This is a genomic window from Komagataeibacter intermedius TF2 (genome assembly GCF_000964425.1).
Classification (GTDB): domain Bacteria; phylum Pseudomonadota; class Alphaproteobacteria; order Acetobacterales; family Acetobacteraceae; genus Komagataeibacter; species Komagataeibacter intermedius.
This window is the reverse complement of record NZ_BANF01000050.1, coordinates 28,943-55,542: the sequence shown is the minus strand read 5'-3', so window position 1 is coordinate 55,542 and position 26,600 is coordinate 28,943. Positions and strand designations below refer to the sequence as shown.

Sequence of the window (26,600 nt, the reverse complement as noted above, 5' to 3'; positions counted from 1 at the left end):
TCCTGAACACTGTTGATGGACATGAACCAGAACACGCCGTTTTTCCTCCGTCCCCATCATTCCCTATCCGGAACAAATGCGCTGCAGGTCATGCATGGCGCGGCGGACGCCATTGTGGTGATTGACGAACGCAACAGGATCGTCTTCTTCAATGCCGCGGCCGAAAACCTGTGGGGATATGCGCAGTCCGATGTGATCGGGCAGAATGTCAGCATGCTGCTGCCTGCCGGCATGCGCGCCGACCATGATGCCTTCATCGATCGCAACCGCAGCACCGGCATCAACACCATTATCGGCACATCGCGCGAAATCCGGTTTGAAAACAGGGCAGGGGAGTACGTGGCGGGTGAACTCGCCCTGTCCATGGTCACGCTGCGGCCCGACAACCAGAAATATTACATGGCCACCATCAAGGACATGACCGGCGATGGCCACCGCCAGAACCTGCAGGGCCTGCAGAACACGGTATTTCGCGCCCTTTCAACCGACATGACGATCCAGGACGTGGCCGACCTGATCTGCCGCGAGACGGAAACCTTCGTGCCCGACACCGCCGCCGTGCTGATGCTGGTGGACCCCGACGGGCGCCTGCGGATCCTGTCAGGTGCGGGGTTCCCGCGCCGGTATGCCGCTGCCCTTGAAAACGTCACCCTGCCGGAGGCCGACCGCGCGATCCTGGCCCGTGACCCGTCCCGCGCGGGGGCGATGGTGTGGGAAAGCTATTACTCGCTAGCCCTCTCGCTCGGGCTGCATCACTGCCGCGCCATGGCCACCGTGTCACCTGCGGGGAAGGTGACGGGCATCTTCGCCCTGTTCTTCCGCAATCCCGGTCCGGTATCCGACCGGGCGGAAACGGTTGTCAGCGGGTGCGTGCCGTTCTGCGGCGTGGTGATCGAACAGTACGAAGCCCGCCAGCATATCGCGCAACTGGCCAGCTACGATCCGCTGACCGGCTTCCTCAACCGTTCCGCGGTGCAGGATGTCCTTGAAAAACTGGTGGGACAGCCGGGGGACCACCAGTTTGCCGTGCTGGTGCTCAACGTTGACCGATTCCGTGACATCAATGAAGCACTCGGGCACGCCAATGGTGACGTGCTGCTCAAAACACTGGCCACCCGCATGCGCGCGCTCACGCGCCACGACCATGTCCTGTGCCGTTCCAGCGCCGATGAGTTCATTATCGTCCTGCCCGAAACCCCTCAGGATGAGGCGATGACCCGTGTCGCGACCCTGCTGGACGGACTGGCGCAGCCCGTCAATGTCAGCGGCAATCACATCACACCATCGCTGAGCGTAGGGATCAGCATGTTTCCCGATACGGGGCCGGACAGTGAATCCCTGATCGGGCTGGCGGAAACCGCGATGCGGCAGGCCAAGGAAACCGCGCGCGGCACCTGCCGCATCGCCACACCCGCCGGGCACGGCACGGCGCGGGGGCGGCTGCTGGCGGGACCCGCGCTGCGTGAAACGCTGGCGCGCGGGCTCCTGCACCTGCAGTACCAGCCGCAGGTGCGCGCGCGGTCAGGGCAGCTTTATGGCGTGGAGGCGCTGGCACGGTGGCGCCATCCGCTTCTGGGCGATATCTTTCCGTCCCGCTTCATGGCCGTGGCGGAAGATACCGGCCAGACCGAAATCATCGGCACATGGTCGCTGGAGGAAGCCTGCCGCCAGATCGTGGCATGGGAACGCGACGGGGTCCATGTGCCAACCGTTGCGGTCAACCTGTCCGCCGGGCAGTTCCGTGAACGCAGCCTGCCCGAAACCATTTCCCGAATGCTGGACGCCCACGACCTCGGGCCGCAGCGTCTGACGCTGGAAATTACCGAAAGCGTCATGATGGATGAAAACGAGGACACGATGGCGGTCCTGCGCGCCATCCGCACGCTTGGGGTCGGCCTGTCCATGGATGACTTCGGCACCGGATTTTCCAGCCTGTCGCGGCTGGCGCGCCTGCCGCTGAGCGAAATCAAGATCGACCACAGCTTCATCATGAACCTTGAACACAATGCCAATGCACAGGCGCTGACAACGGCGGTGGTTGGCATGGGCGGCATGCTGGGCATGACGGTGGTGACCGAAGGTGTCGAAACCGAAGCCCAGAAGGCGCTGCTGGAAAACCTGCAGTGCGACGTGATGCAGGGTTACCTGTTTTCCCGACCGCTGGCCGCCACCGAACTGGCGCGCTGGGTCCGTGACCGGCAGGAACAGCAGCGTGACATATAAAAACTGAACAGATTCATACAGTCATAATAAAAAAGGTGCGGAGATGGGTAAGGAAGTTTTCCCCGTAACAGAAGATAATGTCAATTCCGGCATCTGCATGGACATGCTGGAACAGGCGCGCGACGGCGTCATCATCATTGATGACAGGAACTGCATCGTCTTTTTCAACCATGCGGCGGAAGAGCTGTGGGAATATACGGCAGCCGAGGTCATGGGCCGCAATGTCAAATGCCTGGTGCCGACGGAATACCGCAGCCGGCATGACGGCTTCATCGCGCATAACCGCGAAACGGGCATCAACCGCATTGTCGGCACATCGCGCGAGATCACGTTCGAAAGCAAGAGCGGCGATTACGTCTCGGCCGAGATGTCCATTTCAACCGCGCTGATCGGGCCGGACAGGAAACGCTACTACATGGCCTTCATGAAGGGGGTCACGGAAGAAAGCCACCGCCGGAAACTGCTGGACCTGCAGAACACGGTCTTCCGCTCCCTTTCGGGTGACATGCTGATACAGGACGTTGCCGACCTGGTCTGTGATGGCGTGGAAGAATTCGTGCCCAATTCCGTCGCCGTGCTCATGCTACTGACGCCGGAACATACGCTGCAGATCCTGTCCGGGTCAGGGCTGCCGCGCCGGTTCGCAACGGCGCTGGAACACATGACGCTGACGGAAGCCGACATCACCGCGCTGGCCAATGACCTGGATGAAGCCAGTTCGGTGGTATGGGAAAGCTACCGCTCGCTGGGGATCTCGCTCGGGCTGCATGACTGCTGGGCGTCGGCCATCAGGGCGCCCAACGGGAAGATATCGGGCATTCTGGCGCTGTATTCGCGCAACCAGCACAAGGTCGCGGAATGGCCACGGAAGATCGTGTCGGGCGCCGTGCCGTTCTGCGGTGTCGTGATCGAACAGTACGAAGCCCGGCAGCATATCTCGCAACTGGCGAATTACGATCCGCTGACCGGCTTCCTCAACCGCACCTCGCTGCACAAGGTACTGCGGAACATGATCAGCCAGCCGGGCGACAACCACTTCGCGGTGCTGCTGCTGGACCTTGACCGTTTCCGCGACATCAACGACGCGCTGGGACATGTGCAGGGGGATACATTCCTGAAGGTCATTGCCGAACGGCTGAAAAAGCTGTGTCGCAGCAATTATGTCCTCAGCCGCTCGGGCGGGGATGACTTTGTCATTGTCATTCCCAACGCCACGGCGGATATGGCGGTCGATTTTACCAAGACCATCATCAACGCCATGCAGCGCCCGCTGGATGTCGCGGGCAACCAGCTTTCCGCATCCTTCAGCACGGGCATCGCAACCTTTCCCGAAAACGGGCCGGATGGTGAATCCCTAATCAGCCATGCCGAAGTGGCCATGCGCCAGGCCAAGAAGGAGGCGCGTGGCAGCTACCGGCTGGTCAGCACGATCGACAGCAAGGATGCGCAGGACCGGCTTGTTCTGGGCAGCGCGCTGCGGGATTCCCTGTCCAAGGGACTGCTGAACCTGCATTACCAGCCGCAGATCGAGGCCCGCACGGGGCAGATATATGGCGTGGAGGCCCTGGCGCGGTGGAACCATCCCACGCTGGGCAACATCTTTCCTTCCCGCTTCATTGCCGTGGCGGAGGAGACGGGACAGATCGAGGCGATCGGCCGGTGGTCGCTGGAGGAAGCCTGCCGCCAGATCGTGACATGGGAACGCGATGGCGTGCACATACCCGTCGTGTCGGTCAACCTGTCGGCGGCGCATTTCCACAACCGTGGCCTTGTGCCCATGATTGCCGCGCTGCTGGAAAAATACGGGCTGGCGCCTGAACGCCTGACGGTTGAAATTACCGAAAGCGTGATGATGGAGGAAAGCGAGGAGACGATGAATGTCCTCGCCGCCATCCGCAAGCTGGGGGTCGGCCTGTCCATGGATGACTTCGGCACCGGATTTTCCAGCCTGTCGCGCCTGACCCGCCTGCCGCTGACGGAAATCAAGATCGACCGCAGCTTCATCATGAACCTTGAACACGACGCGAATGCACAGGCCGTCACCACCGCCGTCATCGGGATCGGCAACCGGCTGGGCATGACGGTCGTGACGGAAGGGGTGGAAACGGAAGCGCAGTACGACCTGCTGGAAAGCCTGCACTGCGACGTGCTGCAGGGTTACCTGTTTGCCCGCCCCATGTCGGCCACCGACCTGGAAGCATGGGCCCGCCAGCCCCGCCTGCTCATGCCCGCCATGACCAGAAAGCCCGATCAGGACCAGTCCTGACCACCCGTAACGCGACTGCCTGCCGGGGAAACATTATACCCCGGCAGCCCGCCCCACGGCACCGATCACCCGGAAATCCCGTTTTTTATCAAACTATCCGCGCCATGGATCATTACCTTCCATGAACACGCCATCGCGGCCCACGCCGCCACCGGGCGGGGACACGGCCTGCCGGACAGGCAGGACGCGCCGCCATGGTTCCCCCCGGACCCATGCATGAAGCGGAGACACCACCATGAACAGGACAGTCCTCATTACCGGCGCCGGATCGGGTTTTGGCCGGGAAATCGCCCTGCGGCTGGCGGCACGCCAGTGGACGGTCATCGCGGGCGTGCAGATCCCCGCGCAGATCTTCGCCCTGCATACTGAAGCCGAACGGCGCGGCGTGCGCCTGCAGGTTGAAAAACTGGACGTGACCTGTGCGGCGGACCGTGACCGCTTCAGCGAAGTGGATGTTGACGTCCTGCTCAATAACGCGGGCATTGGCGAAGGCGGGTCCATGGTGGACATACCCGAAGCGGCGTTACGCCGGCAGTTCGAGGTCAACGTGACCGGCCCGGTAATGCTGACACAGGCCATCGCCAGGCGCATGGTGGCGCGCCGGGCGGGGAAAATCGTTTTCATGTCTTCCTGCGCGGGGCTGACCTCCGACCCGTTTACCGGGGCCTATTCCGCATCCAAACACGCCATCGAGGCCATTGCGGACGCGCTGGGCAAGGAACTGCAGGAATTCAGCGTGGCGGTGGCCACCATCAATCCCGGCCCGTTCCTGACGGGGTTCAATGAGCGGATTTTCGATTCATGGAAAAACTGGCCTGTCGAACGGGGGGATACGCTGTTTGATTATGACCGGATCGCCTATCCATACAAACAGTTCGACATCGAACCCGTGGTCGAAACGACGGTTGGCGTGATCGAAGGCACGATCGACAGCTACCGCAATGTTGAGCCGAAACAGAATATCGCCATGCAACGCCAGCAGATGGATGCTGTCTGGACCAGAAAATCCAGCGAGAACCTGGGCAGACGCTTCGCGATGGTCCAGACCGCCTACGACATGCAGCCCGGCACGCCGGTGGATGAATAGGGCTGGCGGATAGAACTGCCCCCGGACAGCCGCGCAGGTCAGGGACCAGTTTCCGTCCGGCCACCCGCAGGGATGACCGGGCGCAGGATACATGCATCATCTGCCTTGCGCGGGCACGGCCACCATCCCGTTCAGCGCCACCATCCCGTTCAGCCCAGCCGGTAAATCACGCTTTCCCACGGGCGCAGCGCCACGGTGCCGTGCGTTACCTGGGCCGGGGGCGTCATGTTGCCAATCAGGCACTGCGTGGCGCGCAGCCCAGCGGGCAGGGTGAAGGATGCTGCGCTATCGGAAAAATTCAGCACGACCATCGCTGCCGTTCCGCCGTCGCGGCGGGTATAGGCATAAACCTGACTGCCGGGGGGCGAAATATCCTCATACCGCCCGGCTGACAGGCAGCGCCACGCCCGGCGCAGGCGGATCATCGCGCGATAGAAGGACAGGACGGAGTCCGGGTCCGCACGTTCCGTCCGGACATTGACCTGCCGGTAATTCGGGTTGACCGCAAACCATGGCCTAGCCGCCGTGGTAAAGCCCGCATTGGGCGTATCATCCCACTGCATGGGCGTGCGGGCGTTGTCACGGCTGACCTGGGCCAGGTTACGCAGGAATTCCGCAGCCGGGACGTGGCCCGACAGCACTTCGTTGCGCCAGCCATTATGGGCCTGCACGTCGTTATAGTCCTCGATCCGCCTGAAGGGGAAATTGGTCATGCCGATTTCCTGCCCCTGATAGATATAGGGCGTGCCCTTGAGCGACAGCATCATCGTGGCCAGCAGCTTGGCCGACCGCGCGCCATATTCCGGCACGCCGGAACCATAGCGCGATGCGGCGCGGGGGAAGTCGTGGTCCTCCAGATAGACCAGCGGCCAGACATGCGGGTTGTCGTTGAAGGCGTTATCCGCATTGAAGGCACGCATGTCATCCAGCCTGCATGGCAGCTTGCGCCAGCCGTCCGCATCCTTCAGCTGCAGGTCGAAGCGGAAGGCGGAGGTGATTTCCCCCCGCCGGTCATCGGTCATGGCGATGATCGCGTCATGCGACGCCCCCCATGCCTCGCCCACGGTATACAGGTCGGTCCCGGCAAAGACATGGGTGTACATGTCATGCAGGTAGCCATCCAGCCGTGGCCCCACTTCGGCAAAGGACGCCTGTCCCGCATGCTGTCCGGGCGTAAAATCCCCCATGGCTGGCGGCTTCGCCAGGCTGGTGATCGCATCGAAACGGAAGCCGCTGACCCCTCTGGCCGCCCAGAAGCGCAGGATGTCATACAGTTCGGCGCGAACTTTCGGGTTTTCCCAGTTCAGGTCGGGCTGCTTGCTGACAAAGGTATGCAGGTAGTACTGCCCCGTCGCCGCATCGAACTGCCATGCCGACCCTGCGCCAAAGGCCGCCTTCCAGTTATTGGGCGGGCCGCCGTTCCGTCCGTCGCGCCAGATATAGTAATCCCGGTACGGACTGGTGCGCGAACTGCGGCTTTTGACAAACCATTCGTGCTCGTCGCTGGTATGGTTGAACACCATGTCCAGTATGACGTGAATGCCGCGCGCCTTTGCCCGCGCCATGAAGCGGTCGAAATCCGCCATGGTGCCGAAATCGGGCATGATCCGGCGGTAATCGCGCACGTCGTAGCCGTTATCGGCATTGGGGGAGTCAAAGCAGGCGGCAACCCAGACCGCCCCGATCCCCAGATCGGCCAGATGGTCCACCCGTTCGGCCATGCCCACGAAATCCCCGATCCCGTCGCCATTGCCATCGCAGAAGGAGCGGGGATAGATCTCGTACGCCACGACATCCTTCCACCACGCCGCCGTTCCGGCATGCGCCCGTGCTGCGGCGGGGGTCAGGAAAAATGCGCTTCCAAGCAGTCGGGTCAGGTCCCGGCGGGTCAGATCCATGTCGTGCGTTCCTTGTCCTGATCAGTCACCATGCGAAACCACTCAGCCCAGCAGGCGCTGGCGCAGGGTATCAATCGCCATGGCAAAGGCGGTCAGCAGGTCCGCATCAACACAGACCGTCCCGCCCGACAGGCGGATGAAGCCTTCGGTCATGGCGTTCTGCACCATGCCCTCGGAATGCACGATCAGGCCATCGGCATCTTCCATGCCGCCGCTGCCGCCCGTTCCCTGCCGTTCGCGCAGCGCGTCCCCCCATGCCCGGCTGCGGTATTCCGCCACCTTGCGCGGATAGGGCCGCCCGTCCACGGTGTATCCCGTTAGCATCTTGCCCTGTGCCGCCATGTACCCGATCTCGACCGCGGTGCCGGGGTCCATGTCGGCTGCGCGACGGAAGGGGTCCAGACAGAACACGCCCGCATCGCACCCGTCCATCAGGTCACGGTCAAGGCGGGCGATCAGCAGGCTGGTTTGCGCACCGGGGGCCAGCGCGTCCACCTCGGCCTGTCCGTCAAAGGGGCAGACGCCCTCCAGCCCGGCGGCGGCGCAGATGTCCTTCATCGCGCGGAACAGGTCGGCGGCTGCGGGGCGGAAAACCGTATCGCCCGCCAGATAGATACGCGGCGCGCGGGTCGTCTTGGGCTGGGTGGTCATGTAGGGTCCTGCCTGTTCGTTATGGATGAATAATAATAAATCCGTCCCTGCCTGTATCGCCTTTTCTGCCGGGCCGTGGTCCCATTGGCCGGAATGCCACATGCAGGGATGCGTATTTTTTCCATGGAGCCATCATGAAAATCATTATCGACACCGACCCGGGGCAGGATGACGCCCTGACCATCCTGCTCGCGCTGGCCAGCCCCGAGATCGAGCTGCTGGGCGTCACCACGGTCGCAGGCAACGTGCCGCTGGCCCAGACCACCGAAAACGCGCTCAAGACCCTCGACCTTGCGGGCCGTCCCGACATTCCGGTGCATACGGGGGCCGACCGCCCGCTGCTGCGTCCGGGCGTGACCGCAACCCACGTGCATGGCCGCACCGGGTTCGAAGGTGTCGACCTGCCGCCACCGACCCGTGCCGCGACGCCGGGTCATGCGGTGGACTTCATCATCCGCACGGTCATGGACAACCCGCCGGGCGCCGTTACGCTGTGCACCATCGGCCCGCTGACCAACATCGCCCTTGCGCTGGCGCGTGAGCCGCGCCTGCGTGAACGGATCGGCCGGATCGTGATGATGGGCTGCGCCTTTTCCGAAGTGGGGAACATTACCCCGGCGGCCGAATTCAATATCTATGTCGATCCCCATGCGGCGGAAATGGTATTCGCGTCCGGCGTGCCGATCGTGGTGTTCCCGCTGGATGTGACGCATCAGCTGCATACCAGCGCGGCCCGGCTGGAACGCATTGCGGCCATTCCCAACCGGATCGGCCCGGTTGTCGCGGCATGGCTGCGGTTTGAAAAACGCTTCGAAGCCACGAAATACGGCACGGATGGCGGTCCCCTGCATGATCCCAACACGGTTATCTGGCTGCTGAAACCCGACCTGTATCGCGGGCGGCAGGTCAACGTGCAGATTGAAACAGGCAGCCCCCTGACCATGGGCATGAGCGTTGTTGACTGGTGGGGCACAGGCACCGCGGCCCCCAACGCCCTGTTCATGCGCGAGGTGGATGTGGGGGGCGTATACGACCTGGTGGTGGAACGCCTGTCTCGGTTCTAGCGCCGGGCGCGGGCGGCGGGATGTCCCTGTCGCCCGGTCGGGTGATCAGCGCGGCCGCAGGGCGGGGCGTTCGACATAACGGCCCGCGCCGCGCGTCGCGCGCAGGTCGCCGTCATCCCAGACCAGCCTGCCCGCGCTTATGGTGCGGCGGGCCAGGCCGGTGACGGTCATGCCTTCGTAAATGTTGTAATCCACGTTCTGGTGGTGGGTACGCGCCGAAATGGTGCGCGTGCCCTGCGGGTCCCACAGCACCAGGTCGGCATCCGCGCCTACGGCAATGCAGCCCTTGCGCGGCAGCATGTTGAAGATCCGCGCCGTATTGGTGGAGGTGATTGCGACGAATTCCTCCGCACTCAGCCGCCCCGTCGCCACACCGTGGTGCCACAGGATGCTCATGCGGTCCTCGATGCCGGGAACACCATTGGGGATATGGGTGAAATTGGTGCGGCCCTTTTCCTTCTGCCCCGCGCAGAAGCAGCAGTGGTCGGTCGCGGTGGTCTGCAGCTGCCCCGATGTCAGGCCCGCCCACAGCGCATGCTGGTGGTGTTTCGGGCGGAAGGGGGGGCTCATGACATAACGGGATGCGGTCAGCCAGTCGGGGTCTGAATACACGCTGTCGTCAAATACCAGATGCTGGGGCAGCACCTCGCCATACACGCGCTGTCCGCGCATGCGGGCGTCGGCAATGGCGTGGGCGGCCTCGGCGGTGGAGACATGGACGATATAAACCGGCGCATCCAGCAGGCCGGCCAGCGCGATCACGCGCTGGGCCGCTTCGCCTTCCACCACGGGCGGGCGGGATGCGGGGTGTGCGTCCGGGCCGGTGCGGCCTTCCGCCAGCATCTGCGCCTGCATGTAGGCCACGGCGTCGCCATTTTCCGCATGGACGGTACACAGCGCGCCCAGTTCCCCCGCGCGGCGGATGGAATGCAGCAGCACGTCATCATCCACCATCAGCGCGTTCTTGTACGCCATGAAGTGCTTGAACGAATTGACGCCGCATTCATTCACCAGCGTTCCCATGTCGCGGTGGACCTGATCATCCCAATGGGTAACCGCCACGTGAAAGGAATAGTCGGACGCCGCCTTTTCCGCCTTCACCCGCCATGCCTTCCATGCCTCCAGCAGTGACGTGCCGGCGTCGGGAATGACAAAGTCGATGATGCTGGTCGTGCCCCCCGCCAGCGCTGCCGCCGTGCCGGTATAGAAATCCTCGCTGGCGACCGTGCCCATGAAGGGCATTTCCATATGGGTATGCGGGTCGATGCCGCCGGGCATGACCAGCAGGCCGTCCGCCTCCACCACGGCGCACCCGGCGGGCGTGTCGATTTCGGGTGCGATTGCAGCAATGCGCCCGTCATCGCCGCACAGTATGTCAGCCCTGAACGTCCGTTCGGCTGTGACAATCGTACCGCCCCTGACATGAAGCATGATCGTCTTCCTCCTGTTCTGGTATTGCGCATTCGAAACGGGGTTGTCATTCCATATCGGGACCGTATTGTTATTCTGACCTGGCGGTCAAGATTATATCTTCCCGCGACGGACCAAAAAGGAATCCCCATGCCGGACACGATCGATCGCATGGACAGCCATCTGGTGAACGAGGATCTTGCCCCCGTGCGGGCCCGAAGCTGGGGATGGTTCGATTACGTCTCGTTATGGATGTCCAACGTGCACAGCGTGGGCGGATACGTGACGGCGGGCAGCCTGTTCGCCGTCGGGCTGCCGGCAGGCGACGTGTTCATCGCCCTTGTCGCCGGTATCATGATCGTGCAGGTGATCTGCAACCTGGCGGGACGGCCCAGCTTTGAATCCGGCGCGCCCTATCCGGTCATGGCGCGCATGGCCTTTGGCGTGCGCGGCGCCGTGGTGCCCGCGCTGGTGCGCGGCATCATTGCGGTGGGGTGGTACGGCATCCAGACATGGCTTGCGTCCAATGCGGTGCTGATCCTGCTGCTGCGGCAGTGGCCTGCGCTGGCGCCATGGGCGGACGTGCGGCTGCATGGCCTGCTGGGGCTGTCCACGCTGGGGTGGGGGGCGTTCATGCTGCTGTGGGGCATTCAGGCGGCGGTTTTCTGGCGCGGAATGGAAACGATCCGCCGGTTTATCGACTGGGCCGGGCCGGTGATCTATGTCGTCATGATCGCGCTGGATGGCTGGCTGCTGTGGAAGGCGGGCGGCCACATATCGCTGGATGTATTTGACGCGCCGCCCCACGGCATGGGGTGGCGGCTACTGGGCATTGTCAACGCCATGGCGCTGATCGTGGCCTATTTTTCGCCCATTGCGCTGAATTTCGGGGATTTCGCGCGGTATGGCGTCAGCATGCGTGACATCCGGCGCGGCAATTTCTGGGGACTGCCGGTCAATTTCGTCGGTTTTTCCGTGCTGACGCTGGTAACGATCGTGCTGACGCGCCCGGTCTTTGGCCGCGTGATCCTGGACCCGGTGGAAACCGTGGCCCAGATCGACAGCCCGACCGCCGTGGCGATAGGGGTGCTGACCTTCGTCACCGCCACGGCGGGGATCAATATCGTGGCCAATTTCGTCTCGGCCGCGTTTGATTTCTCCAATCTCGCGCCGCACGCCATAAGCTGGCGCCGGGGCGGACTGATCGCGGCCATGGGCGCGCTGGTGGTCACGCCATGGAACCTGTATGCCCGGCCCGAGCTGATTCACCTGACGCTGGATATACTGGGCACGTTCATCGGCCCGCTGACGGGCGTGCTACTGGCGGATTACTACGGCGTGCACCGGGCGCGCACGGACACTGCCGCCCTGTATACCGCCAGCCCGCAGGCGCCATACTGGTACCGCAACGGCGTCAATGTCACGGCCATGGCCAGCCTGCTGTTTTCGGTCCTGTGCGGGCTGGGACTGGTGTTTGTTCCCGTGTTCGCACCCGTGCGCAACCTGTCGTGGTTCGTGGGCTTCGGCTGCGCGGTCGCAAGCCACCTGGCCCTGTCACGCGCTGGCGCGCGCGGGAACTGACCGTCCGGCCATGCGTACCGCCCGTCGCGGAACCGGGGCCAGGACTGTCAGGTGGCGACGCGCCGGGACCGGGCGGAGCGCACCGTGGTGCGGCGGCGTCTGGGGCGGGTCTGGATTGCGTCCTGCGCCGGCGGGGCGGCGGAATCGGGCAGGATGGACGTAGCCAGTTGAATGATGGTCTGGCAGCCTGCCTCGAAATCCCCTGCCGTCAGGCGGGGCTTGTCCAGCACGGCGGCCATCTGCACCCCCATGTCGGCATAGGCCTGCGTCATCGCCCACAGGCAGAACAGGAAATGCGTCGGGTCCACCGTCCCGATCAGGCCCGCCGCGTGCCATTTTTCAAAGACCTCGCGCCGGTGTTCGACATGCCGGCGCAGGGTATCGACCAGAAAGCCGTGGACATACCGGCCCCCTGACAGGATTTCGTGGGCGAACAGGCGCGAACCCTCGGGGCGCTGGCGCGAAAACGCCATCTTGGAACGGATGAAGCCTTCCAGCCCCTCTCGCGGGGACCTGTCGGCGGACAGCCATTTGCTGGCATCGCCCAGCCAGTCTTCCAGAAGCTGCTGCAACGTGGCGCGGTACAGGTCTTCCTTGGTGCGGAAATAATAGTGGATATTGGCCTTGGGCAGGTTGCTGGCCTCGGCAATATCGCTGACCCGCGTGCCCGACAGCCCATGGGCCGCGAATACCTTTTCCGCCGCGTCCAGGATCTGGCGCGTATTGTTCTGGCGGGGCACGCTGGCGCGCGTGTTACGGGGGGAACGTGACGTCGTTGACAGGGGCATGGGCAGGACAGGATTACCGTGACAGGAGAAAATGGTTGATGGTGAGCCCCAACTTCTCAAGCCGGGCATTTCGCGTCAATCCATTCCATAACAGGATTCCCGCGCGCGGGGCCACAACGGGCGGGACCGGCGCGTGCAGGCGCCATTTCATACTTATGCAAATAAATGCACCGCCATATATCATTCTTTATACGAGATAATCGCGATCAGGACACGATCGTGGAAAAAACCTGATCATATGGTCAGAAAAAACATTGCGGAGCGTTACCGAACGCCCCTAAGGTTGATCCCAACACACAGATGCTGGAGCGATCATGCCGCAAGGTCCCGATATAGCGCCCGGACGTCTTACCGATGTCGAACTTGCGCTTAATTTTTCCGATGCCCATCCCCCCCTGACGCACGCACAGGCCGTTGTCGAGGCCGACCGCTGCTTCTACTGTTACGACGCGCCGTGTATCGAGGCCTGTCCCACCGGTATCGACATCCCGCGTTTCATCCGCGCCATCGCCACGGACAACATGGCGGGTTCGGCCAGAATCATCCTTGAATCCAACATCCTTGGCGGATCCTGCGCGCGCGTCTGCCCGACCGAGATCCTGTGCGAACAGAAATGCGTGCACAACACGCGTGAGGAAGGCCAGCCCATCCGCATCGGCATGCTGCAGCGCCATGCAACCGACTGGCAGATGGACCACGGCGGCCAGCCCTTTACCCGCGCGGCCCCCACGGGCCAGCGCATCGCCATTGTCGGCGCGGGGCCTGCGGGCCTTGCCTGCGCGCACCGGCTGGCCATGCACGGGCACGACGTCGTGATCCATGACCGCCATGCGCTGGCGGGCGGCCTGAACGAATATGGCGTCGCCGCCTACAAGCTGGCCGATGACTTCGCCCAGCGCGAGGTGGATTTCCTGCTGTCCATCGGCGGAATCACGTTCGAGGGCGGAAAGGTGCTGGGCCGCAACATGACGGTGGCCAGCCTGCGCCGCGAATATGACGCCGTGTTCCTGGCTGTCGGCCTTGCGGGCGTGCGTTCGCTGGGGATCGAGGGGGAAGACCTGGACGGCGTGATGAACGCGGTGGACTTCATCGAGGGCCTGCGTTCGGCCAACCGCCAGACCGTGCCGGTCGGCCGCCGCGTGGTGGTGATCGGCGGCGGCAACACCGCGGTCGATGCCGCCGTCCAGGCCCGCAGGCTGGGTGCCGAGGATGTGACCCTTGTCTACCGCCGGGGCGCGGAAAACATGTCCGCCACGCCGGTGGAGCGCGAATGGGCGCAGACCAACGGCGTCACGGTCCGGCTGTGGGCCGCCCCGGTCAGGCTGGTGGCGCGCGATGGCGTGCTGGACGGGATCGAGTTCGCACGCGGCCGCATCGGCCCCGACGGGCGGCCCGCCTATGACCCGGATGACACGTTCGTGGTGGCGGCGGACATGGTTCTCAAGGCCGTGGGCCAGACCTTCATGCCCGACCCGCTGAATGGGGAAAGCATCGCCATTTCCGGCGGGCGCATCATGGTGGACGCAACGGGCCAGACCACCATGCAGGGCGTTTACGCCGGCGGCGACTGCACGCCGGGCGAGGATCTGACGGTCGCCGCCGTGCGCGACGGGCGCGACGCGGCAGAGGCAATTCACGCGGCCTACATGGCGGCAGGCAGGTAAGGAAACCGGATATGGCTGATCTACGCACGAATTTTGTTGGCATCCGCTCGCCCAATCCGTTCTGGCTTGCCTCCGCACCGCCTACGGACAAGGAATACAACGTCCGCCGCGCGTTCGAGGCAGGCTGGGGCGGCGTGGTATGGAAAACGCTGGGGGAAGACCCGCCGGTGGTCAATGTCAGCTCGCGTTATGGTTCGCTGGACTATAACGGCACCCGCATGATCGGGCTGAACAACATCGAACTGATTTCCGACCGTCCGCTGGCCACGAACATTGCCGAAATCAAGTCCGTCAAACGCGACTATCCCGACCGCGCGGTGGTGGTCAGCCTGATGGTGCCCTGCGTGGAGGAAAGCTGGAAGGCGATCCTGCCCATCGTGGAGGAAACCGGCGCTGACGGGATCGAACTCAATTTCGGCTGCCCGCACGGCATGTCCGAACGCAACATGGGCGCGGCGGTCGGGCAGGTGCCCGAATACGTGGAAATGGTCACGCGGTGGTGCAAGCAGAACACCCGCATGCCCGTAATCGTCAAGCTGACGCCCAACATCACCAATATCCTCATGCCCGCGCGCGCGGCCCTGCGAGGCGGGGCGGACGCGGTGTCCCTGATCAATACCGTCCAGTCGGTCATTGGCGTTGACCTCGACCTCATGGCCCCCATGCCGGTTGTGGACGGGCAGGGCACGCATGGCGGCTATTGCGGCCCGGCGGTCAAGCCCATCGCGCTGCGCATGATCGGCGACATCGCCCGTGACCCGGAACTGGCGCGCCTGCCCATTTCCGGCATCGGCGGGATCGGGTCGTGGCGGGACGCGGCCGAATTCCTGGCCATGGGGGCCACCACGCTACAGGTCTGCACGGCGGCCATGCATTACGGCTTCCGCATTGTCGAGGACATGACCGATGGCCTGTCCGCATGGATGGACCAGAAGGGATACGCCACCATTGCCGACGTGACCGGGCGCGCGGTCGAACGCTTCGTGCCGTGGAACCGGCTGAACATGAAGTTCAAGACCATCGCGAAGATTGATCAGGACGCCTGCATCAAATGCGGCCTGTGCCATATCGCGTGCGAGGACACCTCCCACCAGGCCATCGCCCGCAGCAAGGTGGACGGGGAACGGCATTACGAAGTGATTGATGAGGAATGCGTGGGCTGTAACCTGTGCGCGCATGTCTGCCCCGTTGACGAGTGCATCACCATGCAGCCGCAGCCGGTGGACGGCGTGCTGACATGGCCCGAACACCCCAGCAACCCCGCCCGCGTCACCGTAGGGTCGTAACAGGCCAGCAAAGGGTGCAGCCCGGCATGGAAGGAAGCTTATGACACAGCATACAACCGCGACACATGGCAGCAATCTTGGCATTGACGGGCAGGCCCTGTGGTCTGACCTTATGGAAACCGCCCGGTTTGGCGGCACGCCCAAGGGCGGGATCCGCCGCCTGACACTGACGGCGGAAGACAGGCAGGTGCGCGACTGGTTCGTGCGCACGTGCGAGGGACTGGGCTGCACGGTCACGCATGATTCCATGGGCAACCAGTTCGCCCGCAGGCCGGGGCAGGATGACAGCCTGCCGCCCATCACCATTGGCAGCCACCTTGATACGCAGCCCACGGGCGGCAAGTATGATGGTATCCTGGGCGTTCTGGGTGGCCTTGCCGTGCTGCGCGCGCTGCACCGGTCCGGTTACGTGACCCGCCACCCGATCGAACTGATCAACTGGACGAACGAGGAGGGATCGCGCTTTACACCCCCCATGATGTGTTCGGGCGTCTTTGCCGGCGTGTTTACCGAACAGGAAGTGCTGGACAAGCGCGACCGGGCGGGAAAGCGTTTCGGCGATGAGCTGGAGGCCATCGGCTACCGTGGCAGCGAACCGTGCGGGCAGCATCCGGTCACCGCGTATTTCGAACTGCATATCGAACAGGGCCCGATCCTGGAAGCCGAAGAAAAGACCATTGGCATTGTCACCGGCGTGCAGGGCGCGCGGTGGTACGAGGCCACGGTCACGGGCAAGGACGCCCATGCCGGTTCCACCCCCATGCCCATGCGCCACGATGCGCTGCTGGCCGCCGCCCGCATGATCGAAGCAGTCAGCGAGGTCGCCCTGTCCCATGCGCCCACAGCAGTCGGCACCGTGGGGCTGATTGAAAACCGCCCCAACAGCAACAACGTGGTCCCCGGCGAGGTGTTTTTCACCATCGACATGCGCGACCCCGATGATGCGGTCGTGCGCAAGATGGAAGAGCAGCTGTACAGCCAGTTGCCCGAAATCGCGCAGCGCAGTGGCGTGACACTGGACATCGTGCGGATATGGGACGCACCCGCCGTCCATTTCAATCCTGCCTGCATCGACATGGTTCAGGCCGCGGCGGCGGAAAGCGGCTACAGCGCCCGGCGCATCGTATCCGGCCCCGGCCATGACGCGGCCTACATGGCGCGGATCGCGCCGACGGCCATGATTTTCGTCCCCTGTGCCGATGGCCTGAGCCATAACGAGGCGGAAAGCATTACCGAACCGGATGCAACGGCCGGGGCGGATGTCCTGCTCAGGGCTGTGCTCAGGGCGGATGCCGCCTTCAACAGCAAATAACCCCGCCGCACCTGCCTTCGCGCGATAATGGGCGGGGGCAGGCACAGATACGATGCACATGGCATACAGGCTGGTCTGCCCTTATGGGTGGACCGGCCTGTATGCATGTGCCGGATAAAAACATGAAGGCTTCCGGTTGTCGCCCTGCTCCGCGAAACGGCGGCTGGTGACGCCGCCAGTGGAAGCAGGCGGTTGCAGAAACCGCCTCTGGACATGCCCGGCAATCATAAGGCGTTTCTGGTGACGCTTTTTTTGAGAACGCGCCAAAGAACGCCGCATGTTCAGGATGCATCCGGTAACTTGATCCTGCCAGCACCGCGCGACAACAGGCGTGCGCGAAGAAAGCCGCCATGCATGCAGGCCCGTTACCGCGCGGCGGATCAGGGCATGATGATGCCGGCTATGGCCGCGCTCATCAGGTTGGACAGCATGCCACCCAACACGGCGCGCGCACTTTTATGGGCGATTTCCTCGCGCCGGTCCGGGCACTGGCTGCCAAAGGCCGCCACGGCAAGCCCCAGCGAACTGAGATTGGCGAACCCGCACAGGGCGAACGACGCAATGGCCGCCGCCCGGGCCGACAGGCGGCCTGCCTGTATGTCCGGCCCCAGCCGCAGGTAGGCGACGAATTCGTTCAGCACGACCTTCAGCCCCAGAACCGAACCCACCGCATCGCATTCACCGGCAGGCACGCCCAGCATCCATGCCAGCGGCGCCAGCAGCAGACCCATGATGTATTCCAGCGACAGCGCAGGCAGGCCGACATGCCCCCCGATCCCCTGCAGCATGCCATTGACCAGTGCGATCAGGCCGATACACGCAACCAGCATGGCTGCCACTGCCACGGCGGTCTGCGCGCCCTTCATCGCGCCTTCCATCACGGCTTCGAAAAAAGCGCGGTGATAGGCCGCCCGTCCGGCGTCGATCGGGCTGACCGGGCTGTCCGGCGCGCGGGGCTCCAGCATCTTGGCGAACATCAGGCCACCGGGAATGGCCATGAAGGACGCGGCCACCAGATAGTCCGCCGGAATGCCCAGACCGAAATACCCGACCAGCGTCGCACCGGAAACGGACGCCGTGCCGCTGCACATCACGCTTGCCAGTTCACTTGTGCTCATGGACGCAAGATAGGGGCCAAGGGCGACCGGCAGTTCGCTCTGGCCCACGAAAATGGTGATGATGGCGCCAAAGGATTCAACCGGCGACGTGCCCAGCAGCCATTGCAGCCCGCGCCCCAGCAGCCGGGCAAAGGCCTGCATGATGCCGAAATGATAGAGAACGGCAATCAGCGCGCTGACATAGACCAGCGAAGGCAGCACCTGAAACGCGAAAATATAGGACCCGTCGGGAAACAGGTCATGCATGCGGGGACCAACCAGCCCCCCGAACAGAAAGCGCGCGCCCTCGTTGCCATAAGACAGGACCTGCGTCACCATGTCCGATATGGCCCGCAACGCGGCCTGCCCCGACGGCACGCGCAGCACCAGCAGGCCAATTCCCGCCTGCAGCAGCAGACAGGCCCCGATAATGCGCAGGTTGATGCGTTTCCGGTCCGTGGAAAACACCATGGCAACACATATCAGGAATATAATGCCGATAAAGCCACGGATATGCATGAGGGAACTTTCAGGCCGCAGAACCGCAAAATGGAATTTTCTGACTATTTGGTTAGGTTAGCGTAACATCATGCCATCCCTCGTCAAGCATCTGTCTTGCCGTGCGCGCATATTCCGCGTACCGGGTAGACAGGACCGTATCCACCTGGGCACGTAGCAGCATGATGCGCCGCGTCCTGCCAGCGCAAATGGGGATCACGGCTGCGGCGGACAGGCAGCAGGGCAGTTGCACGGACTTTCCGACAGCTTCATGTCATGGGCGGACACCAGCATTGCCACCATGGCCATCCGCATAAAAAGAACGGCATAATGTTCCCACGGGCATATCCCTGTCAGCCAGCCCTGTGCAGGCAGGATCGACAGTGCCCGGCCCGTCCGTCTTTTCATGTCCGGGCCGGACCGCCGGAGGGGACATGATGGACAGCACGCCACAGCCGGGCCAGAGTGCGGACCACCTTTGATTTTCAATCCATAATAAAAATAACAAACATTCGTAATAAAAGGAGATGCCAATCATGAACCGGACGATCGTGGTGCAGCCCCCCGGCGGGTTTGCGAATGTGGTCATGACGGACCAGCCCGTGCGCGCGCCTGGCGCGGGTGAAATCAGGGTGCGCCTGCATGCCTCGTCACTGAATTATCATGATTATGCCGTTGTCAGCGGCATGTGGGGACCGGCCGTGCCGCGCATTCCCATGGCGGACGGGGCAGGCGAGGTCATGGAAACCGGGGCGGGAGTCACGGAATTCGCGCCCGGCGATCGGGTGGTCAGCACGTTTTTCCCCACGTGGCTTTCCGGCGCGCCACAGGTTATCGGGTTTACGACCGTGCCGGGCGATGGGGTGGACGGATATGCGCGCGAATACGTCACCGCCCCTGCAACATCATTTACCCATGCGCCCCGCGGATGGACCCACGCCGAAGCTGCGACACTGACCACCGCCGGCCTGACCGCGTGGCGCTCCCTGTTTGTCGATGACCGGATCAGCCCGGGCAACACCGTTGTTGTGCAGGGCACGGGCGGGGTGTCCATATTCGCGCTGCAGTTCGCCAAGATGGCTGGGGCAACGGTAATCGCGACGTCATCCAGCGGCGCCAAGCTGGACCGCCTGCGTGAACTGGGCGCGGATCATGTGATCAATTACCGCGAAAACCCGCAATGGGGGAAAACCGCATGGGATCTGACCGGCGGCAGGGGCGTGGATCATGTCATTGAAGTGGGCGGTCCGGCGACCCTGGCGCAGTCAATGGAAGCGGTCAGGGTAGGGGGGCATATTTCCACCATCGGCATCCTGAGCGGCGTTTCGGGCCATCTGGAAATCGTGCCGATGCTGCTGAAGCAGTTCCGCCTGCAGGGGGTTCTGGTCGGTAGCCGGGCGGATCAGCAGGACATGGTGCGGGCCTTTGACGCGCATGCCATCCGCCCGGTCATTGATCGCGCCTTCCCGCTGGAAAACATTGTGGATGCGTTCCGCCACCAGGAAAGCAACCGGCATTTCGGCAAGATCTGCCTGGACATCCAGTAACACGGAAATGCCCCTGCATGGTCAGGGGCTATCCCCGGCATGCCTCCTGAATGCATGAACTGTCCTCGCTGGCTATCGAGGAAATCATCAACAGGAAACTGGTTCGTACGCCATCATGGCCCGTGCGCTGCGCGTGCCCCCCGCGACGGGTGCATATCATGTCGCGGGGCAGGGCGATGGCGCCTGAAAGGGGTTGTGTGGTATGGATCGCCTGTTTCTTTCGAAACAGATGCAACCAGAGGACCGGACATGCCTGACGTATCCCCAAGGCCCCAGCACACAGGCGGACGCCCGACACCGGAAGTGTCGGCGCAGCTTGACCGGCAGGTTCTTGAGGTTGCGACCGCCCTTTTTGTCGAGCAGGGATATGCCGCCACTTCGCTGGAAAAGATTGCCCGTGTCATAGGGTGCAGCAAGGCCACGCTTTACCGTCGCTATTCCTCCAAAGAGGACCTGTTCAAGGCGGTGGTGGCCGAGCGGGGTCGGCTGCTGCTGCATGAATCAGGCGCCATGGAGGCATCATCAAAGGACCCGCTGATAGCGACACGTGAAATCGCCCGGTTCTTCCTGGACTTCATGCTGCGGCCGGAAACGCGCGAAGCCTACCGGATTGTCATTGGCGACGGGCACCGCATTCCGTTCATTGCCGATGAAATGATGGTCACCATTGTGGAGCCATTCGTGGCAACCATAAGCCGCCTGCTACGTGCCGCGGCGGATGCGGGACATATTGAGTCCCATGACCATGAGGAAATAACGCGCGTCCTCATGAGCCTGGTGATCGGATGGCCGTTGCAGAACACCATGCTGGGCCAGAACCAGTTGCAGGACGCCGCCGCGCGAAAAAAGTTTTTTGACAGGGCATGGGGGATTTTCCTGTCCGGCATATGCACGCAGGCCAGCGCCTGAACCACCCGCCGGGTTCAGGGAATGGGTGATTATGGTCCGCATCCATGTACCAGACATGCAGGTCCACAGGTCACGGATCATCCCGCGCAGGTCATGGCGCGGCAGGCGGAACGGACGCATATGACAGCACTGTTGGATGCATCCGCCGATAGGTACAAGGCGACCAGCGGCAGGCCCGGGTCAACGCCCCCGGAAACAGACCGCCGGAATGACCCGGCAGCCCCTGCCTGATCCGGAATTTTCCGGCTGTCCCGTCACGCCGCGCCATCATGCATCGCACGCAGGCATTCGTCGCCGCTGGTGACGAAGCCGAAGCACTGCCGCACGTTATAGACCGTCGCCTGCGCGCAGAAATCAGGCGATGTCGTGGCGGAACAGTCCTCCAGCAGGATGCAGTCGTACCCAAGGCAGCTTGCATCCTGTAACGTGGCCATGACGCACTGGTCCATATTGACCCCCGCGAACAGCAGCGTGTCCACCCGCAGGTTGCGCAGAACACTGTCCAGCACCGTGTCCCAGAAGCCACTCATGCGGTATTTGTCCACATGGATGTCACACGACGCATCAGCCGCCAGTTCATCCACGATACCGGCACTCCAGCTGCCATGTTCCAGTACATGGGCATCATGCACCGGCAGTGCCCCGCCAAGGCCCGTGCCACGTCCTTCGGGGTCATAGACATGCAGCAGGGAAGGGGGAATGTTGGCCAGATCCTTCCGGTTGCCCCAGTTCACCCATATGACCGGCACCCCCGCGCCGCGCAGGGCAGGCAGCAGGCGCGACAGTGGCGCGATTGGCGCGCGCGCGGGCGTGATGTCCACCCCGATCCCGGCCAGCCAGCCCTCGGGGTGGCAGAAATCATTCTGCATGTCGATCACGATCATGGCCGTCCGCGCCAGGTCAAGCGTGACCTGCTTGGGCGGCGCGCTGAGCGTTACGGGACGCGATACGACGGGGGGGCGCACAAGGTTGGCAGTGATGTCGGACACCTGCCAGCGGTTACGGGTGTTGCAGCCCAGCGGGTTCATCGGGTCTTCCTTCAGCCGCACAGGACCGCGCGGTCCTCATCATCCAGTTCGACAGGCGTGCCGCGACGGATCAGCGCACCGAATTTTTCATCCGGCACCATGACCGTCAGGGTATAAAGCTTTTTATCGCCGGTATTTTCCACGATATGCTCCGACCCCGGCTTGACCAGCAGCGCATCACCCTTGCGCAGTTCGGTGGCCTGCCCGTTGCACAGCGCACGACCCTGTCCGCTCAGCACGAAAAACAGTTCATCCGCCGCCCGATGCGTGTTGGGCGGTGTCTTGCCGCCTACCGTGAAGATTTCCACAACTGCGACGCAGGTTGTCCCGCCGTCCTTTTCATCAAACAGCAGCACGAAATAGTTGCTGTCATTGGGTGAAATGCGACGGGCGTCGATCTGGTCGACCGATCTCTTGTAAAAAGCGTTCATGTCATTCTCCGGCTGGCGAAAGGGGAAGATGCAGGCATGTACCGCCATCCCCTGTCACGATGTGTACGGTGGTCACGGTCATGTCCGGCAGGGTAGCGTCACATGGCGCGACACCCGTCCCGGGATTGAGGGGAAAGGCAGGAAAGCATGACAGGGAAACCGAAAGCCGCAGCGCTTCGCCCGTTTCCACCCGCGCGCAGGTGGCGCGCATGGGCACGGTGGTGTCTCCCGGTCCGGCCGTGGCATAGCCTTCCGCAAGGGTATAGGCCTGTCCCGTTACGCTTATGCGCGACAGGACGGCATGCAGGTCAAAGGACGGATGCGCGCTGCGCACCACAAACCGGCACCTGACCTGACCACACAGCAGGTGCGGCGCGGTCAGTGGCGGGGTGGTAAACGTCGCGATGTCAGACCGGGCATCCGTCCGGCTGCGGTCAACCGGGCCGACCGGCATGCCAAAGCTGCCACCCTGCGCCGGGGCGGGCCGCCATGGGTCAAGGGTCAGGGACTGCGCAACATCCGCACCCGGCCGGATCTGGCCGGTGGGCGCAAGCCCGCCATCGCGCGTATCAATGGCGGCACGCCCGGTTCCGGACAGGTGGAACATGGCCTGTGGTTCCGGCAGGTCCACGCCATCACGCCAGACATGCGCCCCCATGTCAAACAGGCGCACGGGCGCGTCGGGGGTGGCGGGGGGACGGTCTTTCAGCCACTGGTCGAACCAGCGGATCTGCTGCTGGTCGATATCGGTTATGGCGTCATTGCCAAAATCCAGGTCCCCGGTGCGCCGGTCCCACGGGAAATGCCCCCATGGCCCCACCAGCAGCCGCGCCGGAACATGACCTGACAGCGCCCGCCATGCCGCCAGCGTGCCCGGCAGGTGGCTGTCGTACCAGCCACCAATCAGGAAAACAGCCGGTTTGCTGGCAATGATCGCATCCACATGCGCGGCAGGCGAGATCGACGCCCAGTACGGATCATCCGCCGGGGTATCCAGCCATGTGGTATAATGACTGTACCGGCGCAACAGGTCGAGAATGGGCGGCCTGACAGGTGCCGGCCCGGAAAAGGACATGGCGCGCGACGCCGCGAACAGGGTCGCCTGCGCCGCATGGTCCCCGGCAAGGCGCGCGGTCTCGGCCGCAAGCTGTATCGCCCACCCCAGGTTGGCGCGCAGGGGAAAGGCACCATTTTCATAGGCCCAGTCACGACGCAGGTCCCAGCCGATCATGGCTGGCGCCAGCGCGCGCAGGGCAGGACACTCCTGGGTCGCGGCCAGCAGCTGATTGGTTCCCTGAAAGGAAAAGCCGAACATCCCGACCCGTCCGGAACTGCCCGGCAGCCCGGCAGCCCAGTTGACCGTATCCACCCCGTCCTGCGCTTCATACCGGAACAGGTCGAACGTACCGCCGGACGCGCCACGTCCGCGTGCGTCCTGCATGACCACGATATACCCGCGTGCCGCATACCATTCCGGCGGCGCATAGCATAGCGATGTGCCAACGCGCCGGCCATAGGCCTGCCGCATCAGCAGGACGGGAAACGGACCGTCCCCTTCAGGCTGCCATATGTCGGCCACCAGTACCGTCCCGTCGCGCGCGCACATGCGTTCGGTGCGCGGCGCGGCCACGGCATACAGCGTGTCCGTCATGCCGGGGTTTCCTGCGCCGCCGGGGTAAAGCTGCGCATCTTGCCGGGATTAAGCAGACCCATCGGGTCATTGCGATGCTTGGCCGCCAGCAGTTCCGGGGCGATCTGCTGGCGCGGGCTGCCATCTTCCAGCGTATAGACATGGGGGTTGGCCACACTGACCCCATGCGCGCGGAACAGGGCGATGATCGCATCCAGGCGGTCCTGCGTGGTAAAGCGGAATACCGGCAGCCCCGCGCAGGCGATCTGGCCGCCAACATTCATGAACTCCAGATGGAACATCACCTCCTCACCCAGCAGCCGCGTCATCGTGGCCACGCTTTCAGACATATCCTGCGCGGGATGGAGGCATTGCAGGTAGGTAAAGGAGCGGTCCTTTTTCAGCACCTGCAGGGTCGTGTGGTTCCACGTCAGTTCATACAGCGGCATCCGCGTCGGATCGTCCTCGGCCTCATGCATGTCAGCGCGGTAGCATATGCTGCCATTCTGCTGACGTGCGAGGTCATCCACCACCGCCACGGCTGCGGGTGCCACCATGGCAATGACGATCGCATGGCCCGGCGGCACGACACTGGATAAATGCGGGAAATAGGGGACAAGGCGCGCGTCGATCACGCTGACCAGTTTCCTGTCAATACCCGGCTGCATGGCCAGCGCGCGTCCGAACGCGGCGGCTGCGGCAAAATCCGCAAAGCCGATGGCCAGATCCTGCCATGCGATCACCGGCTCGACCGGCACGTCCACTTCCGTCACGATACCCGTGGTGCCATAGGCATGCTGCAGGCAGAATACGTCCCTGCCGCGCAGGTCCTGCACCTCGGGCCGGGCCGCGAGGGAGACAAGCCGCGCACCCAGCAGGTTGCCCGGATTGCCCAGCCCGCCCCACCTGACCGAACCGATGCCGCCCGATCCGCCGCAGTAGAAACCACCAATCGACGCCGTGCGCTTGGTGGAGGGGAACATGCGGATTTCCAGCCCCTGCCCACGCAGTTCACGATCAAGGGCAAGGATGTTGGCGCCCGCCTGCACCCGGGCCACGCCGTGTTCCACCTTCAGCACGCGGTTCATTTCGGTCATGTCCACGATCACGCCCTGCTGCAGCGGCACGGCCTGACCATAATTGCCCGTGCCCCCGCCGCGCACGGTCAGGGGAACATTATGCCGCCGCGCCGCCCGGGCTATGTCCAGCACGTCGTCCGTCGTGCGGGGTATGACCACCGCCTGCGCCGCCAGGCCGTGCAGCTGCGCCTTCAGCGCCGGGCTGTACCAGTAGAAATCCCGGCTTTTGCGCTTAACGATGGCAGGCTCGGTCTGGGCCGCGATATGCGGCAGGTCGTTCAGGAACGTCTCCAGGGTCATATGCGTCTCTCCTATCCCCGATCGGCCTAGCGCCCCAGGTCCGGCGTGACCGGGCGGATGCGTTCCAGCGGGTAGCGGGCGACTTCCGCCATCAGTTCCAGAAAGCCCTCGATGTATTTGTCCGCGACCAGCCTGCCTTTTTCCGCAGTCGCCCCGGATGCATCGCCACACGCGCCAGCAGGGTGCAGATCATGGGCATGCCAGCCGAACCCCACGCGGCCTTCAGCCTGCAGCCACTTGTATTCCTTTGCCATTTCTTCGGGCCAGGACACGAAGTTTTCCGCCCGCTCCATCCGCACCAGGTCGGGGCGCAGGTAGCACATGAGCGACGTTTCGACATCGCCGCCATGAATGCCGTATTTCAGCTCCTCCGGGGTGAACAGACCCTCGGGGCAGCCAAAACGGCCCCATGCCACGCACACCACAAACAGGTTGTGGGTCCGCCGCAGTTCCCGCGCCACGATGTCGAGGATCTGCGGCTGCCCCCCATGGGAATTGAGCAGCACCAGCCTGCGCACACCCGCGCGCGCGACGCTGGCCCCAAGGTCCAGCAGCACATGCAGTAGCGTATCCGCCGACAGTGTCAGCGTGCCGGGATAGGCGATGTGCTCGTCACTCTTGCCCACGGCCTGCAGCGGCAGCGCCGTGACTGGCAGGTCGGCGGGTGCACGTTCCAGCGCACGTTCCAGCAGCCCCGCATTGATGCAGCTGTCCACGCTGACAGGCAGGTGCGGCCCGTGCTGTTCAATCGCGCCCACGGGCAGCACCGCGACCGTATTGTCCGGCAGTTCACGGAACTCACGCGAGATCATATCCTGCCAGTAGCGACGGGGGAGGGTATTGGTCATATC

At 63.6% G+C, this 26,600-nt stretch carries 21 protein-coding genes; 10 read left to right on the top strand and 11 right to left on the bottom strand.

Annotation, left to right across the window (positions count from 1 at the left end):
• Nucleotides 1-21: 21 nt before the first annotated feature.
• Together B7449_RS09345 and B7449_RS09340 are read left to right on the top strand one after the other, a co-directional pair.
• Complete coding sequence (locus B7449_RS09345) at nt 22-2,223, top strand: putative bifunctional diguanylate cyclase/phosphodiesterase (RefSeq protein ID WP_048883585.1); 2,202 nt, start codon at nt 22-24, stop codon at nt 2,221-2,223.
• A gap of 43 nt (nt 2,224-2,266) precedes the next feature.
• Nucleotides 2,267-4,489, top strand: a complete 2,223-nt coding sequence (locus B7449_RS09340) for an EAL domain-containing protein (protein ID WP_039736807.1) — start codon at nt 2,267-2,269, stop codon at nt 4,487-4,489.
• Nucleotides 4,490-4,582: 93 nt separating this feature from the next.
• Here B7449_RS09340 and B7449_RS21045 read toward each other — a convergent pair whose 3' ends face one another.
• Nucleotides 4,583-4,726 carry a hypothetical protein gene (locus tag B7449_RS21045; protein ID WP_158003697.1) on the bottom strand — a complete coding sequence of 48 codons (144 nt, stop codon included), beginning with the start codon at nt 4,724-4,726 and terminating at the stop codon, nt 4,583-4,585.
• Between B7449_RS21045 and B7449_RS09335 the strand changes: the two genes are divergently transcribed.
• A complete protein-coding gene (locus tag B7449_RS09335; RefSeq protein WP_039736806.1) occupies nt 4,725-5,576 on the top strand; it encodes an SDR family oxidoreductase in 852 nt (283 codons plus the stop codon). The genes B7449_RS21045 and B7449_RS09335 overlap by 2 nt on opposite strands.
• 149 nt (nt 5,577-5,725) lie before the next feature.
• Here the strand turns inward: B7449_RS09335 and B7449_RS09330 are convergent, their stop codons facing one another.
• Both B7449_RS09330 and B7449_RS09325 read right to left on the bottom strand, forming a co-directional pair.
• Entirely contained in the window at nt 5,726-7,474 is a 1,749-nt protein-coding gene (locus B7449_RS09330; protein ID WP_039736804.1) for a glycoside hydrolase family 13 protein, read from the bottom strand.
• A gap of 42 nt (nt 7,475-7,516) precedes the next feature.
• On the bottom strand, nt 7,517-8,125 hold the full coding sequence (locus B7449_RS09325) for a nucleoside 2-deoxyribosyltransferase (protein ID WP_048883584.1): 609 nt from the start codon (nt 8,123-8,125) through the stop codon (nt 7,517-7,519).
• A gap of 134 nt (nt 8,126-8,259) precedes the next feature.
• Here B7449_RS09325 and B7449_RS09320 point away from each other — a divergent pair, with 134 nt between their 5' ends.
• Entirely contained in the window at nt 8,260-9,189 is a 930-nt protein-coding gene (locus B7449_RS09320) for a nucleoside hydrolase (RefSeq protein ID WP_039736803.1), read from the top strand.
• Nucleotides 9,190-9,234: 45 nt separating this feature from the next.
• Here B7449_RS09320 and hydA read toward each other — a convergent pair whose 3' ends face one another.
• Nucleotides 9,235-10,620, bottom strand: a complete 1,386-nt coding sequence (gene hydA / locus B7449_RS09315) for a dihydropyrimidinase (RefSeq protein WP_039736802.1) — start codon at nt 10,618-10,620, stop codon at nt 9,235-9,237.
• Nucleotides 10,621-10,749: 129 nt separating this feature from the next.
• On the opposite strand from hydA, the gene B7449_RS09310 reads away from it, so the two are divergent.
• Nucleotides 10,750-12,180, top strand: a complete 1,431-nt coding sequence (locus tag B7449_RS09310; RefSeq protein ID WP_039736801.1) for an NCS1 family nucleobase:cation symporter-1 — start codon at nt 10,750-10,752, stop codon at nt 12,178-12,180.
• 47 nt (nt 12,181-12,227) lie between these two features.
• Here the strand turns inward: B7449_RS09310 and B7449_RS09305 are convergent, their stop codons facing one another.
• Nucleotides 12,228-12,968, bottom strand: coding sequence for a TetR/AcrR family transcriptional regulator (locus tag B7449_RS09305; RefSeq protein ID WP_048883581.1), 741 nt, complete (start codon nt 12,966-12,968; stop codon nt 12,228-12,230).
• 314 nt (nt 12,969-13,282) lie between these two features.
• Here B7449_RS09305 and B7449_RS09300 point away from each other — a divergent pair, with 314 nt between their 5' ends.
• From B7449_RS09300 to B7449_RS09290, 3 genes are read left to right on the top strand one after another with little or no spacing between them, the layout of a single operon-like run.
• Nucleotides 13,283-14,632: an NAD(P)-dependent oxidoreductase gene (locus B7449_RS09300; protein WP_039736800.1), complete on the top strand. Its 1,350-nt coding sequence runs from the start codon at nt 13,283-13,285 to the stop codon at nt 14,630-14,632.
• A gap of 11 nt (nt 14,633-14,643) precedes the next feature.
• Complete coding sequence (gene preA, locus B7449_RS09295; protein ID WP_010514459.1) at nt 14,644-15,918, top strand: NAD-dependent dihydropyrimidine dehydrogenase subunit PreA; 1,275 nt, start codon at nt 14,644-14,646, stop codon at nt 15,916-15,918.
• Nucleotides 15,919-15,958: 40 nt separating this feature from the next.
• On the top strand, nt 15,959-17,230 hold the full coding sequence (locus tag B7449_RS09290) for a M20 family metallo-hydrolase (protein WP_039736799.1): 1,272 nt from the start codon (nt 15,959-15,961) through the stop codon (nt 17,228-17,230).
• Between the two features lie 380 nt (nt 17,231-17,610).
• On the opposite strand, the gene B7449_RS09285 is transcribed toward B7449_RS09290, so the two are convergent.
• Complete coding sequence (locus B7449_RS09285) at nt 17,611-18,846, bottom strand: NupC/NupG family nucleoside CNT transporter (protein ID WP_039736798.1); 1,236 nt, start codon at nt 18,844-18,846, stop codon at nt 17,611-17,613.
• A 515-nt stretch (nt 18,847-19,361) separates the two neighbouring features.
• On the opposite strand from B7449_RS09285, the gene B7449_RS09275 reads away from it, so the two are divergent.
• Nucleotides 19,362-20,372, top strand: a complete 1,011-nt coding sequence (locus tag B7449_RS09275) for a zinc-dependent alcohol dehydrogenase family protein (protein ID WP_039736796.1) — start codon at nt 19,362-19,364, stop codon at nt 20,370-20,372.
• Nucleotides 20,373-20,621: 249 nt separating this feature from the next.
• On the top strand, nt 20,622-21,281 hold the full coding sequence (locus tag B7449_RS09270; RefSeq protein WP_039736795.1) for a TetR/AcrR family transcriptional regulator: 660 nt from the start codon (nt 20,622-20,624) through the stop codon (nt 21,279-21,281).
• Between the two features lie 254 nt (nt 21,282-21,535).
• On the opposite strand, the gene B7449_RS09260 is transcribed toward B7449_RS09270, so the two are convergent.
• From B7449_RS09260 to B7449_RS09240, 5 genes are read right to left on the bottom strand one after another with little or no spacing between them, the layout of a single operon-like run.
• Nucleotides 21,536-22,309: a cysteine hydrolase family protein gene (locus tag B7449_RS09260; protein ID WP_039736879.1), complete on the bottom strand. Its 774-nt coding sequence runs from the start codon at nt 22,307-22,309 to the stop codon at nt 21,536-21,538.
• An 11-nt stretch (nt 22,310-22,320) separates the two neighbouring features.
• Nucleotides 22,321-22,740 carry a cupin domain-containing protein gene (locus B7449_RS09255; protein WP_039736793.1) on the bottom strand — a complete coding sequence of 140 codons (420 nt, stop codon included), beginning with the start codon at nt 22,738-22,740 and terminating at the stop codon, nt 22,321-22,323.
• Between the two features lies 1 nt (nt 22,741).
• On the bottom strand, nt 22,742-24,391 hold the full coding sequence (locus B7449_RS09250; RefSeq protein WP_141654852.1) for a CocE/NonD family hydrolase: 1,650 nt from the start codon (nt 24,389-24,391) through the stop codon (nt 22,742-22,744).
• Nucleotides 24,388-25,749 carry an FAD-binding oxidoreductase gene (locus B7449_RS09245; RefSeq protein ID WP_039736792.1) on the bottom strand — a complete coding sequence of 454 codons (1,362 nt, stop codon included), beginning with the start codon at nt 25,747-25,749 and terminating at the stop codon, nt 24,388-24,390. The genes B7449_RS09250 and B7449_RS09245 overlap by 4 nt, the downstream gene beginning before the upstream one ends.
• 26 nt (nt 25,750-25,775) lie before the next feature.
• Nucleotides 25,776-26,597, bottom strand: a complete 822-nt coding sequence (locus B7449_RS09240) for a creatininase family protein (RefSeq protein ID WP_039736791.1) — start codon at nt 26,595-26,597, stop codon at nt 25,776-25,778.
• Between the last annotated feature and the right edge of the window lie 3 nt (nt 26,598-26,600).

Excerpts from the sequence above, each read along its gene's own strand:
- B7449_RS09245 (WP_039736792.1), bottom strand. The coding sequence starts at position 25,749 with ATGACCCTGGAGACGTTCCTGAACGACCTGCCGCATATCGCGGCCCAG.
- B7449_RS09345 (WP_048883585.1), top strand. The coding sequence starts at position 22 with ATGAACCAGAACACGCCGTTTTTCCTCCGTCCCCATCATTCCCTATCC.
- B7449_RS09260 (WP_039736879.1), bottom strand. The coding sequence starts at position 22,309 with ATGAACCCGCTGGGCTGCAACACCCGTAACCGCTGGCAGGTGTCCGAC.
- B7449_RS09275 (WP_039736796.1), top strand. The coding sequence starts at position 19,362 with ATGAACCGGACGATCGTGGTGCAGCCCCCCGGCGGGTTTGCGAATGTG.
- B7449_RS09335 (WP_039736806.1), top strand. The coding sequence starts at position 4,725 with ATGAACAGGACAGTCCTCATTACCGGCGCCGGATCGGGTTTTGGCCGG.
- B7449_RS09290 (WP_039736799.1), top strand. The coding sequence starts at position 15,959 with ATGACACAGCATACAACCGCGACACATGGCAGCAATCTTGGCATTGAC.
- B7449_RS09250 (WP_141654852.1), bottom strand. The coding sequence starts at position 24,391 with ATGACGGACACGCTGTATGCCGTGGCCGCGCCGCGCACCGAACGCATG.
- B7449_RS09340 (WP_039736807.1), top strand. The coding sequence starts at position 2,267 with ATGGGTAAGGAAGTTTTCCCCGTAACAGAAGATAATGTCAATTCCGGC.
- B7449_RS21045 (WP_158003697.1), bottom strand. The coding sequence starts at position 4,726 with ATGGTGGTGTCTCCGCTTCATGCATGGGTCCGGGGGGAACCATGGCGG.
- B7449_RS09310 (WP_039736801.1), top strand. The coding sequence starts at position 10,750 with ATGCCGGACACGATCGATCGCATGGACAGCCATCTGGTGAACGAGGAT.
- B7449_RS09240 (WP_039736791.1), bottom strand. The coding sequence starts at position 26,597 with ATGACCAATACCCTCCCCCGTCGCTACTGGCAGGATATGATCTCGCGT.
- B7449_RS09285 (WP_039736798.1), bottom strand. The coding sequence starts at position 18,846 with ATGCATATCCGTGGCTTTATCGGCATTATATTCCTGATATGTGTTGCC.
- preA (WP_010514459.1), top strand. The coding sequence starts at position 14,644 with ATGGCTGATCTACGCACGAATTTTGTTGGCATCCGCTCGCCCAATCCG.
- B7449_RS09325 (WP_048883584.1), bottom strand. The coding sequence starts at position 8,125 with ATGACCACCCAGCCCAAGACGACCCGCGCGCCGCGTATCTATCTGGCG.
- B7449_RS09255 (WP_039736793.1), bottom strand. The coding sequence starts at position 22,740 with ATGAACGCTTTTTACAAGAGATCGGTCGACCAGATCGACGCCCGTCGC.
- hydA (WP_039736802.1), bottom strand. The coding sequence starts at position 10,620 with ATGCTTCATGTCAGGGGCGGTACGATTGTCACAGCCGAACGGACGTTC.
- B7449_RS09330 (WP_039736804.1), bottom strand. The coding sequence starts at position 7,474 with ATGGATCTGACCCGCCGGGACCTGACCCGACTGCTTGGAAGCGCATTT.
- B7449_RS09300 (WP_039736800.1), top strand. The coding sequence starts at position 13,283 with ATGCCGCAAGGTCCCGATATAGCGCCCGGACGTCTTACCGATGTCGAA.
- B7449_RS09270 (WP_039736795.1), top strand. The coding sequence starts at position 20,622 with ATGCCTGACGTATCCCCAAGGCCCCAGCACACAGGCGGACGCCCGACA.
- B7449_RS09320 (WP_039736803.1), top strand. The coding sequence starts at position 8,260 with ATGAAAATCATTATCGACACCGACCCGGGGCAGGATGACGCCCTGACC.
- B7449_RS09305 (WP_048883581.1), bottom strand. The coding sequence starts at position 12,968 with ATGCCCCTGTCAACGACGTCACGTTCCCCCCGTAACACGCGCGCCAGC.